12 protein-coding genes and 1 pseudogene are annotated in these 15,862 nt (G+C 68.1%); 5 read left to right on the plus strand and 8 right to left on the minus strand.

Annotated features, from left to right (window positions below):
* Positions 1 to 163: 163 nt before the first annotated feature.
* The 6 genes from purF to AC3WTD_RS12695 form a co-directional block, all read right to left on the minus strand.
* Positions 164 to 1,639, minus strand: coding sequence for an amidophosphoribosyltransferase (gene purF / locus AC3WTD_RS12670; protein ID WP_027492360.1), 1,476 nt, complete (start codon positions 1,637 to 1,639; stop codon positions 164 to 166).
* A gap of 27 nt (positions 1,640 to 1,666) precedes the next feature.
* Positions 1,667 to 2,296: a CvpA family protein gene (locus tag AC3WTD_RS12675; RefSeq protein WP_235642637.1), complete on the minus strand. Its 630-nt coding sequence runs from the start codon at positions 2,294 to 2,296 to the stop codon at positions 1,667 to 1,669.
* 39 nt (positions 2,297 to 2,335) lie between these two features.
* Complete coding sequence (locus tag AC3WTD_RS12680; RefSeq protein ID WP_492613983.1) at positions 2,336 to 3,373, minus strand: SPOR domain-containing protein; 1,038 nt, start codon at positions 3,371 to 3,373, stop codon at positions 2,336 to 2,338.
* A gap of 77 nt (positions 3,374 to 3,450) precedes the next feature.
* Positions 3,451 to 4,725, minus strand: a complete 1,275-nt coding sequence (gene folC / locus AC3WTD_RS12685) for a bifunctional tetrahydrofolate synthase/dihydrofolate synthase (protein ID WP_492613984.1) — start codon at positions 4,723 to 4,725, stop codon at positions 3,451 to 3,453.
* A 98-nt stretch (positions 4,726 to 4,823) separates the two neighbouring features.
* Positions 4,824 to 7,442, minus strand: a complete 2,619-nt coding sequence (locus AC3WTD_RS12690; protein WP_492613985.1) for a heavy metal translocating P-type ATPase — start codon at positions 7,440 to 7,442, stop codon at positions 4,824 to 4,826.
* Entirely contained in the window at positions 7,439 to 7,864 is a 426-nt protein-coding gene (locus AC3WTD_RS12695; RefSeq protein ID WP_027493865.1) for a heavy metal-responsive transcriptional regulator, read from the minus strand. Before AC3WTD_RS12695 ends, AC3WTD_RS12690 begins: the two co-directional genes overlap by 4 nt.
* A gap of 112 nt (positions 7,865 to 7,976) precedes the next feature.
* Between AC3WTD_RS12695 and AC3WTD_RS12700 the strand changes: the two are divergent.
* The 3 genes and pseudogenes from AC3WTD_RS12700 to AC3WTD_RS12710 form a co-directional block, all read left to right on the plus strand.
* A pseudogene (locus AC3WTD_RS12700) lies at positions 7,977 to 9,098 on the plus strand (restriction endonuclease subunit S); the annotation flags it as partial.
* Between the two features lie 58 nt (positions 9,099 to 9,156).
* Positions 9,157 to 10,023, plus strand: coding sequence for a type I restriction enzyme endonuclease domain-containing protein (locus AC3WTD_RS12705; protein ID WP_492613986.1), 867 nt, complete (start codon positions 9,157 to 9,159; stop codon positions 10,021 to 10,023).
* Between the two features lie 7 nt (positions 10,024 to 10,030).
* Complete coding sequence (locus AC3WTD_RS12710) at positions 10,031 to 10,312, plus strand: M48 metallopeptidase family protein (RefSeq protein ID WP_235642634.1); 282 nt, start codon at positions 10,031 to 10,033, stop codon at positions 10,310 to 10,312.
* A 114-nt stretch (positions 10,313 to 10,426) separates the two neighbouring features.
* On the opposite strand, the gene AC3WTD_RS12715 is transcribed toward AC3WTD_RS12710, so the two are convergent.
* Positions 10,427 to 12,268 carry an ABC transporter ATP-binding protein gene (locus tag AC3WTD_RS12715; RefSeq protein ID WP_492614020.1) on the minus strand — a complete coding sequence of 614 codons (1,842 nt, stop codon included), beginning with the start codon at positions 12,266 to 12,268 and terminating at the stop codon, positions 10,427 to 10,429.
* A gap of 235 nt (positions 12,269 to 12,503) precedes the next feature.
* On the opposite strand from AC3WTD_RS12715, the gene AC3WTD_RS12720 reads away from it, so the two are divergent.
* The gene (locus AC3WTD_RS12720; RefSeq protein WP_492613987.1) at positions 12,504 to 14,915 is read left to right on the plus strand and encodes a DUF3772 domain-containing protein; all 2,412 of its coding nucleotides are present in this window, start codon (positions 12,504 to 12,506) and stop codon (positions 14,913 to 14,915) included.
* Between the two features lie 101 nt (positions 14,916 to 15,016).
* Entirely contained in the window at positions 15,017 to 15,412 is a 396-nt protein-coding gene (locus AC3WTD_RS12725; protein WP_051257650.1) for a VOC family protein, read from the plus strand.
* A gap of 58 nt (positions 15,413 to 15,470) precedes the next feature.
* Here AC3WTD_RS12725 and AC3WTD_RS12730 read toward each other — a convergent pair whose 3' ends face one another.
* Positions 15,471 to 15,677 carry a hypothetical protein gene (locus AC3WTD_RS12730; protein WP_492614021.1) on the minus strand — a complete coding sequence of 69 codons (207 nt, stop codon included), beginning with the start codon at positions 15,675 to 15,677 and terminating at the stop codon, positions 15,471 to 15,473.
* Positions 15,678 to 15,862: the final 185 nt, after the last annotated feature.

A 15,862-nucleotide genomic window follows, 5' to 3' on the forward strand; every position in this document is an offset into this window, starting at 1 on the left:
CTGGTCCCTCCACCCCGGCAAGCTCTTTCTCGCTTGCCGGGACCAAACATACAAGCGCACCCTGTGCGCGATGCTCTTGGCTCCGTCCAACATCAGAGCATCGCGCACGACCGAAGGAAGTCCCTTGTGGACAGGGTGCGCTCCTACGCGTGCAGTACGGGGCTCAGCCTGCCCGCCGCGCGGCCTTGGCGTCGTCCGAGCGCAGCATTTCGATCTGCGCCAGGTAGCTCTGGTCGAGGCCGGTGACGTACTCGCCGGAGAAGCACGAAGCGTCGAACTGCTTCAGTTCCTCGTTGCCGTCCTGCACCGCCCAGATCAGGTCCTTCAGGTCCTGGTAGATCAACCAGTCGGCGCCGATCGCCTGCTCGACCTCCTTCTCGGTGCGCCCGGCGGCGACCAGTTCCGAAGCCGACGGCATGTCGATGCCGTACACGTTCGGGTAGCGCACCGGCGGCGCGGCGGAGGCGAAGTAGACGTTCTTCGCGCCGGCGTCGCGGGCCATCTGGATGATCTGTTTCGAGGTGGTGCCGCGCACGATCGAGTCGTCCACCAGCAGCACGTTCTTCTTGCGGAACTCCAGGTCGATCGCGTTGAGCTTGCGGCGCACCGATTTCACCCGCTCGCCCTGCCCCGGCATGATGAAGGTGCGGCCGATGTAGCGGTTCTTGACGAAGCCCTCGCGGAACGGCACGCCGAGCGCACCGGCCAGCGCGCTGGCGGCAGTGCGCGCGGTGTCGGGGATCGGGATCACCGCGTCGATGCCGTGGTCGGGCCGTTCGCGCAGGATCTTCTCGGCCAGCTTCTCGCCCATGCGCAGGCGCGCCTTGTACACCGAGACGTCCTCGATCATCGAGTCGGGCCGGGCCAAGTACACGTATTCGAAGATGCACGGCGTGTGCGGCGCGCCCTCGGCGCAGCGGCGGGTGTACAGCTGACCGGCATCGGTGATGATCACCGCCTCGCCCGGCGCCACGTCGCGGATACGCTTGAAGCCGAGGATGTCCAGCGCCACCGACTCCGACGCCACCGCGTACTCGCGGCCCTCGCCGCTGATCCGCTCACCCAGCACCAGCGGGCGGATGCCGTTCGGATCGCGGAACGCGATCAGGCCGTAGCCCAGCAGCAGGGCGATGCAGGCGTAGCCGCCGCGGGCGCGCGCGTGCACGCCGGCCACTGCCTTGAAGATGTGGTCCGGGGTCAGCTCCATCCGGTCCTGGATCTGCAACTCGTGCGCCAGCACGTTCAGCAGCACCTCGGAATCGGAATCGGTGTTGATGTGGCGGCGGTCGTCCTGGAACATCTCGCGGCGCAGCGCGTCGGTGTTGACCAGGTTGCCGTTGTGCGCGAACGCGATGCCGTACGGCGAGTTGACGTAGAACGGCTGGGCCTCGGCCGAGCCTTCCGAGCCGGCGGTGGGGTAGCGGCAGTGGCCGATGCCGATGCGCCCGCGCAGGCCGCTCATCGCGCTCTGCCCGAACACGTCGCGCACCAGTCCGTTGCCCTTGTGCAGGCGCAGCCGCGCGCCATCCACCGTGGCGATCCCGGCCGCGTCCTGGCCGCGGTGCTGCAGCACCGTCAGGCCGTCATAGAGCGCCGATGCCACTTCGGTGGTACCGACAATGCCGATGATTCCGCACATGGTTTGTTGCCTGCTTCAAAGGATGGTTCAGAAAGTCCGGGGTGGACCGGCCGTGCCGGCCGCCGCCGGTGACGCCGGATACCGCACGCTCGCGGCCGGCGCGGGCGCCTTGCCCGATATGGGGTCCGGCCGCGCCGCCGGCAAGCCGGACCACCGGCCGAGCGTCGCCGGCGGGTGGAGATATTCGCGCACGCCCGGCGGCACCTGCTGGCCCAGCCAGGCCGCCATGTGCTGAAAGTGCGGCAACAGCACTGACTGCCGCCACCACGGATCGCGCGTGAACGCGGTGAAACCGACCAGGAACACCAGCAGGGTCACCAGCAACACGCCGCGCGCAAAGCCGAACAGCATGCCCAGCAGCCGATCGGTGCCGGACAGCCCGGTGCCCTCGATCAGCCTGCCGATCACGAAACGCAGCAGCGCACCGAGTATCAGCACGGCGACGAAGCAGAGCCCATAGCCCACGATGATCCGCGCCGACGACAGCTCGATCACATGCTCCAGCCGTGCCGCCGCGGCGGGGCCGAGCATCCACGCCACCCAGAACGCGGCAATCCAGATCGCCAGCGCCAGCACCTCGGAGACCAGGCCGCGCCATAGGCCGACGAAGACCGACAGGGCCAGCACGCCAAGGATGATGTCGTCGGTCCAGTTCATCCGTTCATCCGCGCGGGTTCCGTACCGACGCCAGCGCGCTCAGGGTACCGGCACGACGTTGCCGTCGATGCCCAGCTTCGCCTTGATCTGGTCGTGCACGCGCTGCGCATCGGCGCGCTGGGTCTGCGGGCCGGCCCGCACGCGCCACAACCGCCGGCCGCCGGATTGCACCGAATCGACGAAGCCGTCGAAACCGTTCGCACGCAGCTTGTCGCGCAGCGCGTTCGCATCGGCCTGGTCGCTCATCGCCGCCAGCTGCACCGCCCAGCCGCCGGCCTTGGCAGTGCCCGTGGCCGCAGTCGCGGGCGCCGCCGCGGCGCTTTCGCGGCTGGCGTCCTGTTCGAGCCGGGCCGGCACGCCGGGGATCGACTGGGTGATCTTCAAGCGCGCAGCCTCGGCCGCGGCGCGCGTCTCGAACGGCCCGGCGGTGACCAGGGTGCGCGGCTGGCCGGCCTGGGTGATGGCGTGGCCGCTGACCGGATAGCCCAGCGCCCGCACCCGACGTTCCAGGCTGGCGGCGCCGGCCGCACTGGCGTAGGCGCTGAGATTGAGCGTGTAGTTGCCGCGCGCCGCAGCCAGTGCGGGCGCAGCTGCCATCGGCGCCGCAGCCACCGGCCGGGACGGCGGCACGACCGCCACGGTCTGCGGCTTCTTCGCCGGCGCCGTGGCGGTGTTCGCCCTGGTCGGCGACGGGGTGGTCTGCTGCGGAATCACCGGCTGGCTGGGCGAAGTACCCGAACCGATGGTCACCGTGGTCGGTTGCGGCGGCTTGCCCGCCTCGGGGTCGGTTTCGACGTCGCGCGGGCGGCTGGAGCCGATGTTCACCGTGGCCAGCCGGTCGCTCGAGGCCGGCGGTGCCGACGGCGACGGCGCGCTAGCGGCGCTCGCGGCGGCCGCCGCGGCGCCCGGCGCCAGGCTCATGGTGCGCGTCTGCAGGTCACGGTCCGGCGCTGGCGGGATCGCCAGACTGACCGCCTGGTCGCCGCCCGGCGCCGGCGGGGTACTGGAAAAGAACATGGGCACGAACAGAACCGCCAGCGCAATCAGGACGGCGGCTCCCAGCAGGCGTGTTTTCAAGTTTTCGCTCCAGGGCGGCAAACGCGGTGCACAACAGCGCAATTATACCTGCCCGCGCCGGACGCCATGGCTCACCCTCAGCCGATGCGTTCAGCGAGCACCACGCTGGCCACGAAGAACGAGCCGAACGCGAGGATGCGTTCGTTCGGCTGTGCGACGGCGCGGGCCGCCGCCAGCGCGGCGGTCACGTCAGCATGCGCGTCGTACGGCGCCTGCGGCAGCACCTGCCGCAGCACCGCGGCCAGCGCGGCCACCGGCATGCCGCGCGGGGTGGCCTGGTCCAGCCCGGCCAGGTGCCAGTGGCCAATGTGCGGGCCGAGCGCACCGATCACCCCGGCCACGTCCTTGTCCGCCAACGCGCCGTACACCGCATGCACCCGCGTCGGCGCCTGCAGATCCAGCCATTCGGCCAGCGCGCGGGCGGCCTGCGGATTGTGGCCCACATCCACGATCACCGGCGGCTCGCCGCCGATCGACTGCAACCGCGCCGGCACCCGTACCTCGTGCAGGCCCGCGCTGACCGCCGCGAAAAAACTGCTCGGCGTGAACGCCTCCAGGTCAAGCGCGTGCAACGCGGCGATCGCCGCTGCCGCATTCGCGTACTGCACCGGCGCCGCCAATGCCGGGTCGGGCAGCTCCATCGCGCTGCCGTCGCGGTGGCGCCAGCGCCAGCCGTCCTGGTGCCGCTCGATGCTGAAATCGATGCCGGCCCGCTCGACCCGCGCGCCGCGCTCGGCCAGCGCGTCGAGCAGCCCGGCCGGCGGGTCCAGCTCGCCCACGATCGCCGGCCGTCCGGCACGCGCGATGCCGGCCTTCTCGCGTCCGATGCTGTCGCGGTCCGGGCCAAGCCATTCCATGTGGTCCAGGTCCACCGTGGTGATCACCGCCACGTCGGCGTCGATGATGTTGACCGCATCCAGCCGCCCGCCCAGGCCGACTTCCAGCACCGCCACGTCCAGCGCGGCACGGGCGAACAGGTCCAGCGCGGCCAGCGCGCCGAATTCGAAATAGGTCAACGGCATGCTGCCGCGTGACGCCTCGATCCGCTCGAAAGAGGCGATCAGCGCAGCGTCATCGGCATCGACGCCGCCAATGCGCACGCGCTCGTTGTATTCCAGCAGGTGCGGCGAGGTGAATGCGCCCACGCGCAGGTCGGCGGCACGCAGCATCGCCTCCAGCAATGCCACGGTAGAACCCTTGCCGTTGGTGCCGCCGACCGTGATCACCCGTTTCGCCGGCGCCGGCGCGCCCATCCGTCGCCAAACCTCGCGAACCCGGTCCAGTCCCAGCTCGATGCTGTGGACGTTGACGCGTTCCTGGTACGCCAGCCATTCGGCTAGAGTGCGACTCATGCAGTGACTTCATGCAAAAGGGAAGCACAAAGTTTAAAGCATCACCCGAACAAACGAACGAATGAACGTCCCTCGCACTGCCCATTGCGAGCACGGCGTCACAAACGCAGCCGACGCAGCCGCAGTGCATTGCTCACCACCGACACCGAGCTCAGGCTCATCGCCAGCGCGGCAATCACCGGCGACAGCGTGATGCCGAACCACGGGTACAGCACGCCGGCGGCCAGCGGCACGCCGACCGCGTTGTAGATGAAGGCGAAGAACAGGTTCTGGTGGATGTTGCGCACGGTACCCTGCGACAGCTTGCGCGCACGCACGATTGCGCCCAGCTCGCCCTTCACCAGGGTGACCTGCGCACTTTCCATCGCCACGTCGGTGCCACTGCCCATCGCGATGCCGATGTCTGCAGCGGCCAGCGCCGGCGCGTCGTTGATGCCGTCGCCAGCCATCGCCACGCGATGGCCTTCGCTGCGCAGCGCGCCCACCACTGCTGCCTTGTCGGCCGGCGAGACGTCCGCGTGCACCTCGTCGATGCCCAGCGTGCGCGCCACCGCCTGCGCGGTGGTGGCATTGTCGCCGGTGAGCATCACGATGCGCAGGCCGGCCGCATGCAACGCGGCGATCGCGGCAGGGGTGCCCGGCTTGATCCGGTCGGCTACCGCCAGCAAGGCGACGAGCGCACCGTCGACGGCCAGGAACATCACCGTGGCGCCCTGCCCGCGCAGCTGTTCGGCGCGGGCGTCGGCGTTCGCGCCGATCGCCACGCCCAACTCGGCCATCAGCTTCGCGTTGCCCAGCGCCACCCGGCTGCCATCCACGCTGGCGCCGACGCCACGGCCGGTGAGCGAGCGGAAATCCGTTGCCGCCAGCGTCGGCACGCCTTCGGCGTCTGCTGCGACGACGATCGCGCGCGCCAGCGGGTGCTCGCTCGGCCGCTCCAGCGCGGCGGCCAGCGCCAGCAGCCGTTCGCGCGGCTGGCCGCCCAGGATCACCAGTTCGGTCAGCGCCGGCTTGCCCTCGGTCAGCGTGCCGGTCTTGTCCACCACCAGGGTGTCGATGTTGCGCAGCGATTCGATTGCGCCGGCGTCCTTGAACAGCACGCCGTGCTGTGCGCCGCGGCCGCTGGCGACCATGATCGAGATCGGCGTGGCCAGGCCCAGCGCGCACGGACAGGCGATGATCAGCACCGATACCGCGGCGATCAGCGCGTGCGTCAGGCGCGGCTCCGGCCCCACCGTCGCCCACACGGCGAACGCCGCCACGGCCACCGCCACCACCGCCGGCACGAACCACGCCGCCACCTGGTCGGCCACGCGCTGCAACGGCGCGCGGCTGCGCTGCGCCTGCGCCACCAGCGCCACGATCTGCGCCAGCATGGTCTCGCCGCCGACCTTCTGCGCGCACATGGTCAGCGCGCCATCCTGGTTCACCGTACCGCCAGTCACCGGATCATCTTTCGCCTTCGCCACCGGCATCGGCTCGCCGGTGAGCATCGACTCGTCGATGTGGCTCTCGCCTTCCAGCACCACGCCGTCCACTGGCACCTTCTCGCCGGGGCGCACGCGCAGCACGTCGCCGGCTTGCACTTCCTCCAGTGCCACGTCAGCCTCGCCGCCGTCGGCGGCAATGCGTCGGGCGGTCTTCGGCGCCAGTCCCAGCAGCGCCTTCAGCGCCGCGCCGGTACGGCGGCGCGCGCGCAGTTCCAGGAAATCGCCCAGCATGACCAGGGTGACGATCACCGCCGCCGACTCGAAGTACACCGCGACGCGGCCCTGCGCGTCGCGGAAGCCGTCCGGGAACACCCCCGGCAACAGGAACGCCACCGCGCTGTACAGCCATGCCACGCCGGTGCCCAGCGCGATCAGCGTGTACATGTTCGGACGCCAGGGTTTCAGCGAGCGCCAGCCGCGCACGAAGAACGGCGCGCCGCCCCACAACACCACCACGCTGGCCAGCAGCGCCTCGGTCCAGGCCGCCACGCCGTCCCACGGCGCGGGCAGGTGCCGGCCGAACAGGTGCGGCCCCATCGCCACCAGCAAGGTCGGCACGGTCAATACCACCAGCCACCAGAAGCGCCGAGTCATCGACGCCAGCTCGCCGCCGTCGTCTTCGTCCAGTGTCGGCATCAGCGGTTCCAGTGCCATGCCGCAGATCGGGCAATGGCCAGGGCCGACCTGCCGGATCTCGGGGTGCATCGGGCAGGTATAGATGGTGCCGGCCGGCACCGGCGGCGCGGGCTGGCGTTCGCCGAGGTAGGTCGGCGGATCAGCCACGAACTTCTCGCGGCAACGCGCGGAACAGAAGTGGTAGCTCCGGCCGTCATGGTCGGCGTGGTATTTCGCCGTTTGCGGATCCACCGTCATGCCGCAGACCGGGTCCTTCACGGCGTGCGCATGCCCGTGATCGGCGTGATCGTGGTGGGCATGATCGTGATGGGCATGGTCGTGATGGACGTGATCGTGGTTCGCGTGGTCATCCGCCGCCGGCTTGCCACCGCAACAGCCCCCTGCAGGCTTCTGCCCGGCGGCGATGTAAGTCGCCGGCGACGCATCGAACTTCGCCTTGCAACCTGCGCTGCAGAAATGGAACGTCTGCCCGTCGTGCGTGCTGAGGTGCTTCGCCGTCGCCGGGTCCACCGTCATCCCGCATACCGGATCGATCGCCGCGCCGGCCGCCGGCTTGTCGCCGCTCGCGCAGCAGGAAGCTTGCCCGCTCATGACTTCACCTCCTCGTCGCCCAAGGCACGCAGGATCGGACATTGCTCCGGCTTGCCATGTCCCGGGCACGCTGTCACCAGCTGCGCCAGTCCGTCGCGCACGCGCTGCAGTTCGGCGATGCGCTGCTCGATCGCCACCAGCCGCTGCTGCGCGCGTTGTTTCACCGCCTTCACCCCGTGCTGGCGATCGGCCGACAAGGCCAGCAGCTCGCGGATCTCCTCCAGCGTGAAGCCCAGATCCTTGGCGCGACGGATGAAGCGCAACTGCACGACCGCGCCCTCGCCGTAGCTGCGATAACCGGACGCCCGCCGCTGCGGCTCCGGCAGCAGTCCCTCGCGCTCGTAGAAGCGGATGGTGTCGATCGCCACGCCGACGCGCTTGGCGACGGCACCGATGGTCAGGGGGGAGGTTTGCGTATTCATGGAGAGAGAGTCTACACCATTGATCAAGGTCCAGAGTCAAGCCCTGACCTCCCTTTCGCCGCGGCATTTGCGACAACCCCCCTGTTCCATTCAGATCCGCAACAGCATCGCTATGAGCAAGTTGAAGAAAGCCAACACGAACGCAGCGCTTGAACCCCTCTCCCTCCGGGAGAGGGGTAGGGGCGAGGGTGAGGGTGCGAGCGAAGCGCAGACTCCCCGCGACCCCGAACCCTCATCCGGCGCTTCGCGCCACCTTCTCCCGGAGGGAGAAGGGAAAAGCGCGGCAGGCACGTGGCCGCTGACTACCGTCGGAGAGTTGTTCGAAATAGGTGCCGGAAAGTCAGTCACGCCTTCAGCGCGCGCTGGTGAACGAAGCCACCCGTTTCTACGAACCTCAAATATCTACTGGGGACAGGTGGATGTCTCCCAAGTCAGCACGATGCATTTCACCGACCAAGAAATAGAAGCCAAGGCGCTGCGGCCAGGCGATCTTCTGGTCTGCGAAGGTGGCGATATCGGGCGTGCTGCCATATGGAACGGGGAACTGAAACTGTGCAGTTTCCAAAATCATCTCCACCGCTTGCGGCCCAAAGACGACAACGTCGCGCCGCGTTTCATCATGTACTACCTGCAAGCGGGGTTTACCCAACTCAATATTTATGAAGGTGCGGGCAACAAGACGACCATCCCGAATCTCTCCCGCAGCCGTCTTGCTACGTTGCAGGTGCCGCTACCACCCAAACCCGAGCAGCAAAAAATCGCCGCCATCCTGTGGAAGCTACAACGTGCCATCGCCACCCAGTATCGCCTGATCGCCGTCACCCGCGATCTCAAGCAATCCGCCATGCAGCGCCTCTTCACCCACGGCCTGCGCGGCGAACCGTTGAAGGAAACCGAAATCGGCGCAATTCCAGGAAGCTGGAAAGTCGCTTCATTAGGTGAGTTCGGCCGCATCGGGAACGGTTCGACACCCAAGAAAACCACACCAGACTATTGGCGCAATCCGACCGCTCCTTGGTTGACGAGTGCCAAGGTGCACGATGGAATCATCCGCTCCGCTGACCAGTTCGTCAGCGACACTGCAGTCAAGGAATGCCATCTGCCCATCGTCCCTGCCGGCAGCCTGTTGATCGCCATCACCGGGCAAGGAAAAACCCTCGGCAATTCTGCACTGGTCGAATTTGACACCACAATCAGTCAACACCTGGCTTACGTCCGGTTTGATCACAAAGATGTCGTTCCTGCCTTCGTTTATCAATTCATGCGGAGCCGATACAAAGAACTGCAAGAGATTGGCCGCGCGGGTGGCGGAGTTCCGTCGGCTGCTGGCGGAAGCGAAGGCGCACTACCTGGCACCCCTGGATGGCGGCAAGGACAAGCAGCTCGAAACGATGCTTTACGACGTATTCCTCGCACCGGAGGCACGCCAGGAATTCATCGACAGCTATCGGCAGATCGAAAGCCTGTACGAAATCCTCTCGCCCTCGCCGGAGTTGCGCGAACACGTCGAGGACTTCCGCCAACTGGCCGACCTGTACCTGATGATGCGCAACGCCTACAGCAGCCCGAGCCGCTTCTACGAAGACGTTGCGCACAAGACCGAGCAGATGGTGCGCGAGATGGCCAGCAGCTACGCACCGGTGGCCACCGGCAAAACCGTCGAATTCGACCTCAAGACCCTGCAGGCCCTGCGCTCGGAGGGCGACGACAACGCCACCGTGATCAACCTGGTGCGAGCCATCGAAACCGAGGCCGAGGAACAGACGGAGCAGCAACCCGTGCTGGTCGACATTGCCCAGCGCGCTACCGCCATCCTCGATGCGCTGGAGCAGCGCACGATACACACGCAGCAGGCCATCGAGCAGCTTTCGCAACTGGTCGGCGAACGTGAGCAGGCTGACGTGGAACGGGAGAAACTGGGACTGGATCCATCCACGTTCGCCATTTACTGGCACCTGCACGGCGATGGCATCAAGGACGCGCTGCCCGTGGCGCACGAGATCATGGCGGCGGCCGGCAAATACCCCAACCACCGCGAGAACGACGACGAGCGACGCCAGCTCAAGTCCGAGATTTACCGCAGCCTGGTGACCCGCGGCGTCGATGGCGCGCAAATGGTGCGCCTCGGCGAGGCCGTGCTGCGCATACTGCGTGACTGAGACCGTCATGCCCGTCGATGCCTTGCGCCAGCGCGTCAAACAATGGGCCGTCACGCTCAAGGTGAGACCCATGCAGATCAGGGTTCAGCGCATGACCCGCAAATGGGCTTCGTGCTCACCGGCGGGTCGCGTCACCTTCAGCCGCGACCTGTGCGGCAAGCCGGCGGCGTTTCAGGATTGCGTGATCGTCCACGAGTTGCTGCACCTGCGCATCCGCAACCACGGCAAGCTGTTTACCGCAACGCTCAGGGCCTACCTGCCCGGCAATCCATGGACCGAACGGATCTAGCCGATGGATTTCAACGCCCAGTGCCGATGGCGGCCGCTTGATGGCCATGCGGGGCGCCTGGAGACTTTGAGTAGACTCTCGGCGGCGAATAAACCCACCTACCGCGCCAACTGACTAAAACGACCCATCCTCCGCGGCCACGAAGCCGCCGGTCTGGCGCTGCCACAGCCGCGCGTACAGGCCACCGTGCGCGATCAGCTCGGCGTGCGTGCCGGTTTCCACGATGCGGCCCTTGTCCAGCACCACCAGGCGATCCATCCGCGCGATGGTGGACAGGCGATGCGCGATGGCGATCACCGTCTTGCCCTGCATTAGCAGGTCGAGGCTTTCCTGGATCGCCGCCTCGGCTTCGGAATCGAGCGCGCTGGTGGCTTCGTCCAGCACCAGGATCGGCGCGTCCTTGAGCAGCACACGGGCGATCGCGATGCGCTGGCGCTGGCCGCCGCTGAGTTTTACACCGCGTTCGCCGACCAGCGCGTCGTAGCCACGACGGCCCTCGCCGTCGCTGAGGTTCGGGATGAATTCGTCGGCGCGCGCCTTGCGCACGGCCTCGATCACCTGCGCCCCGTTGGCATCCGGACGTCCATACAGAATGTTGTCGCGGATCGAACGGTGCAGCAGCGAGGTGTCCTGGGTGACCACGCCGATCTGCGAGCGCAGGCTTTCCTGGGTGACGCCGGCGATGTCCTGGCCGTCGATGGTGATGCGTCCGCCCTCGAGGTCGTACAGCCGCAGCAGCACGTTGACCAGGGTGGACTTGCCCGCACCGGACGGGCCGACCAGGCCGATCTTCTCCCCCGCGCGCACCGCCAGTTCCAGACCCGCGATCACCCCACCCTGCTTGCCGTAGTGGAAGTGGATGTCGTGGAAGTGCACCACGCCGTTGGTGACCTCCAGCGGCATCGCGCCCTTGCGGTCCTGCACCGCACGCGGCCGCGAGATGGTGGTGATGCCGTCCTGCACCGTGCCCACGTTCTCGAAGATGCCGTTGACCACCCACATGATCCAGCCGGACATGTTGTTGATGCGGATCACCAGCCCAGTCGACAGCGCAATCGCGCCCACCGTCACCCGGCCCTCGCTCCACAGCCACAGCGCCAGCGCCGAGGTGCCGACGATCAGGAAGCCGTTGAGCGTGGTGATGCTGGCGTCCAGTGCGGTGGTGACGCGGGTCATGCGGCGCAGCTTGTCGGTCTGCTCGGCCATCGCGTCGGCCACATACGCTTCCTCGCGCCGGGTGTGCGCGAACAGCTTCAGCGTGAGCACGTTGCTGTAGCCGTCGACGATGCGCCCCATCAATTTCGAGCGCGCCTCCGAGGCCAGCCACGAGCGCTGCTTGATGCGCGGAATGAAGAACGCCAGCAGGCCGACATAGGCGAACACCCAGGCGAACAGCGGCGCGGCCAGCCACAGGTCCGCCTGCGCGAACAGCACGATCGCGCTGCCGGTGTAGATGGTGACATACCAGATCGCGTCGACGATCTGCACCGCCGACTCGCGCAGCGCGCCGCCGGTCTGCATGATGCGGTTGGCGATGCGCCCGGCGTAGTCGTTCTGGAAGAAACCCAGGCTCTGGCGGACCACGTAGCGGTGGTTCTGCCAGCGGATGCGGTTGGTCAGGCTGGGCACGATCGCCTGGTTCACCAGCAGGTCGTGCGCGCCGATCGCCAGCGGCCGCACGATCAGCGCCACGAAACCCATCCACAACAGCTCATTGCCGTGCTGCCGGAAGAAATCCGCCGCCGGCGCGCCCTTGGCCATGTCCACGATGCGACCGATGAAGCCGAACAGCGAGACCTCGACGATCGCCACCACGAAGCCCACCGCGATCGCCACCGCGAACACCGGCCACACCTGGCGCAGGTAGAACGCGTAGAAGCGCCACACCGATGTCGGCGGCATGCCGTCGGCGGGTTCCTTGAACGCGTCGATCAGCGATTCGAACCAGCGGAAGATCATGGGCATTCCGGGCCTGCGGGCTCTCCATTGTGCGTAAAGCCCGCACGATACGTGTGACGATGCGGCGCTTTCGTGATCGGCGCGAGACCTGCCACCGCCGAGGGCGGAGCCGCCGCTCCGGGCAGCCCGCCGCGAAGGGCACGACACCGAGCCTGAACGCCAGCCGCAGGTTCCGCTGTTCCTCCGTCCCGGCACGATTGACCGCCTGCGGTGGCGCTCCGATCATGGACGGATGCCCAACCTGCTCCGTTTCCTCCTGCTCCTGTTGTTGACGCTTGGCAGTGCCGCGTCGCCTGCCCAGGACAACGACCAGTCGCCGCCGACCACCGCGCCGGCAGCGACCCCTGCGCCGACACTGGACCAGCTTGGCAGCCAGCTCGACACGGTCAAAGCCGCGCTGAAGGACAACAAGTCCGACACGCCGCTGGCCGACCTACGCAACACCGCACTCGGCGTGCAGGACCAGGCGCGCCAGCTGGCCACCAACCTGGCGCCGCAGATGACCGCGCTGCAGGCGCAGCTGGCCGTGCTGGGGCCCGTGCCGGCGAAGGGTGCGCCGGCCGAGGCGCCGGAAGTCGCCACGCAGCGCCGCAAGCTGGACAAGGCGCAGGCCGACCTGGACGCACAGATCAAGCAAGCGCAGTTGCTCGGCCAGAACGCGACGCAACTGGCGGCGCAGATCAACGGCCTGCGCAACGACGAGTTCCAGGCGCGGCTGGCCTCGCGCACGGCCACCCCGTTCAGCCGCACGTTCTGGGCCGATCCGGTGCGGGCGTTTCCGGACGATATGGTGCGGTTCAAACGCCTCGGCGCACGCTTCGCCGGCGCCATGGCGCAGGCATGGCAGCCGCCAAACCGGCAGCCGTTGATGTGGTGCCTGGTCACCGCCGTGCTACTGCTGGTCGGCGGCCGCCGACTGCTGGAATGGCTGTTGCTGCTGCTGGCCGCGCGCCACGTGCCGGACGGCCACCTGCGACGCAGCGCGATGGCCACCGCCGTGGCGCTGAGCGCCGTCCTGACCACCGGGCTGGCCGCGCAACTGGCCTACCAGGGGCTGAACTGGAACGGCATTCTCGACAACGACCTCGCCGCGCTGGCCACCAGTGTGGTCGGGCTGGTGTACTTCGCCGCCTACGTCACCGGGCTGGGCCGGGCGCTGTTGTCGGTGCGGCGGCCGTCGTGGCGCCTGCCGGCGTTGTCGGACCTGGCGGCGCAGCGGCTGCACTTGTTCCCCTGGCTGCTGGCCGCGGCGGCGCTGCTGTTCGGCCTGCTCGACCGCACCAGCCGCGCGATCGGCACCAGCCTGCCGGCCTCGGTGGCTACGCGCGGCCTGTTCGCGCTGGTCATCAGCGGCCTGATCGGCCTGGCCCTGCTGCGCCTGCGCCGCGCCCGCCGGGCAGCCGCCGCTGAAGGCGCCGAGCCGGAACACCGACCGCTATGGATCGGCCTCCTCAGCGCCGCCGCCGCGCTCGGTGTGGCCGTCAGCTGGCTGGGCGTGGCCACCGGTTTCATCGCGCTGGCGTTCTTCGTCGCCGTGCAGATGCTGTGGGTCGGCGTGATCGTGGCCACGGTCTACTTGCTGATCCAGCTGCTCACCGACCTGATCGACACCTTGCTGTTGCCGCACGGGCGCAGCGGCCGGCGGCTGCAGGCCACCTTCGAACTGGCGCCGCACACGCTGGAGCAGACCGCCGTTCTGCTCACCGGCATCGGCCGCGTGGGGCTGGTGCTGCTGGCGCTGGCCACCGTGCTGACCCCGTTCGGCGCTGGCCCGAAAGACCTGCTGGCCAGCGCCGAGCAGACCCTGGGCAGCGTCAAGCTCGGCGAACTGGCGATCAACCCGGGCACCATCTTCGGCGGCGTGCTGGTGCTGGTCGTCGGGATGTTCGTGCTGCGCATGCTCAAGCGCTGGCTGGCCGAGCAGCTGCTGCCGAAGTCCACGATGGAAAAGGGCATGCAGGACTCCATCGTCACCCTGCTCGGCTACGTCGGCGGGCTGCTGGTGGCGGTGCTGACGCTGGCGGCGCTGCACGTGGACCTGAAGAGCATCACCTGGATCGTCAGCGCACTGTCGGTGGGTATCGGCTTCGGCCTGCAGGCGATCGTGCAGAACTTCATCTCCGGCCTGATCCTGCTGGTCGAACGGCCGGTGAAGGTGGGCGACTGGGTCAGCCTGTCGAGCGACGTCGAGGGCGACATCCGGCGCATCAACGTGCGCGCCACCGAGATCCAGATGGGTGACCGCTCCACTGTGATCGTACCGAACTCGCAGCTGATCACGCAGAACGTGCGCAACGTGACCCTGGCCAACGCGCAGGGCCGCGTGCAGATCAAGCTGCCGATGCCGCTGGACACCGACGCCGGCAAGGTGCGCGAGCTGGTGCTGGGCATCCTGCGTGCGCACCACGGCACGCTGGCTGCGCCGGCGCCGTACGTGCAGCTGGAAAGTGTCGCCACTGGCGTGATGACGTTCAACTGCGTCGCCTACGTCAGCGGTCCGCGCGAGGCCGGCAGCGTGAAGAGCGAGCTGCTGTTCGAAATCCTCGAACGCCTGCGTCGCGAGCGGCTGCCGATGACCAGCCCGCAGAGCATGCTGGTGCGCACGCTGCCGCCGCTGCCCGAGGACGACGAGCACACCGGCTGAGCCGCTGCACGGAACGGCGACAACCGGCACGCTAGCCTGCGCGAAATTTCCGCCCACGGAGTCCCGCCTTGCCGGCGTCCCATTCCCACGGCAGCACCATCATGCCCTGCCTGCGCTATCGCGACGCGCATGCCGCCATCGAGTGGCTGTGCAAGGCGTTCGGTTTCGAAAAACAGGCGGTTTACGAGAGCGAGGACGGCAGCGTGGCACACGCCCAGCTCACCTTCGGCAGCGGCATGGTCATGCTCGGCGAAGTGCGCGACAACGCGTTCGGCCGGCACATCGCACAGCCCGACGAGATCGGCGGCCGCGAGACGCAGTGCGCCCGCGTGACCGTGGCCGACTGCAAGGCGCATTACCAGCGGGCGAAGGCGGCCGGCGCGGTGATCGTCGATGACTACGCCGAGAAGGACTACGGCGGTGCCGGCTACAGCTGCCACGACCCGGAAGGCCACCTGTGGTACTTCGGCAGCTACGACCCGTGGCAGCCCGGGTAACCCGTAAAACAAGAGGCCGGCTTGCGCCGGCCCCTCGTCAAGCGTGCAGCTGGAAGCTTTACGGTGTACAGGCCTTGCCATGCTCGGCGTGGTTGCCCTTGGCCTTGGCGTCGGCTTCGCTCATGTACTGGCCATGCTTGGTCTTGCCGTACCACTTGTCACCGGAGCAGTGGTAGACCTTGCTGCTGTCGTTGACCCAGACCATGCCCGGACCACCGCCCGGCGCGGCGTTGGCTGCCGGAGCCGGCATCGCGTGGGGCTTCATGGCGGCATTCGCCGCCGGCGCCGCCGGAGCAGCGGCGGTTGGGGTTGGGGTTGGGGTTGGGGTTGGGGTTGGGGTTGGGGTTGGGGTTGGGGTTGGGGTTGGGGTTGGGGTTGGGGCCGGAGCCGGAGCCGGAGCCGGCGCAGCTGCCGGCGCGGGCTTGGCCGCCGGTGCGCTGGCCGCCGCAT

Source organism: Rhodanobacter sp. FW106-PBR-R2A-1-15 (assembly GCF_058789735.1).

What these genes read in the sequence shown, in the direction of transcription:
- AC3WTD_RS12725 (WP_051257650.1), top strand. Translation starts at nt 15,017, where the DNA reads ATGCCCTGCCTGCGCTATCGCGACGCGCATGCCGCCATCGAGTGGCTG.
- AC3WTD_RS12690 (WP_492613985.1), bottom strand. Translation starts at nt 7,442, where the DNA reads ATGAGCGGGCAAGCTTCCTGCTGCGCGAGCGGCGACAAGCCGGCGGCC.
- AC3WTD_RS12695 (WP_027493865.1), bottom strand. Translation starts at nt 7,864, where the DNA reads ATGAATACGCAAACCTCCCCCCTGACCATCGGTGCCGTCGCCAAGCGC.
- AC3WTD_RS12730 (WP_492614021.1), bottom strand. Translation starts at nt 15,677, where the DNA reads ATGAAGCCCCACGCGATGCCGGCTCCGGCAGCCAACGCCGCGCCGGGC.
- AC3WTD_RS12675 (WP_235642637.1), bottom strand. Translation starts at nt 2,296, where the DNA reads ATGAACTGGACCGACGACATCATCCTTGGCGTGCTGGCCCTGTCGGTC.
- AC3WTD_RS12710 (WP_235642634.1), top strand. Translation starts at nt 10,031, where the DNA reads ATGCCCGTCGATGCCTTGCGCCAGCGCGTCAAACAATGGGCCGTCACG.
- folC (WP_492613984.1), bottom strand. Translation starts at nt 4,725, where the DNA reads ATGAGTCGCACTCTAGCCGAATGGCTGGCGTACCAGGAACGCGTCAAC.
- purF (WP_027492360.1), bottom strand. Translation starts at nt 1,639, where the DNA reads ATGTGCGGAATCATCGGCATTGTCGGTACCACCGAAGTGGCATCGGCG.
- AC3WTD_RS12720 (WP_492613987.1), top strand. Translation starts at nt 12,504, where the DNA reads ATGCCCAACCTGCTCCGTTTCCTCCTGCTCCTGTTGTTGACGCTTGGC.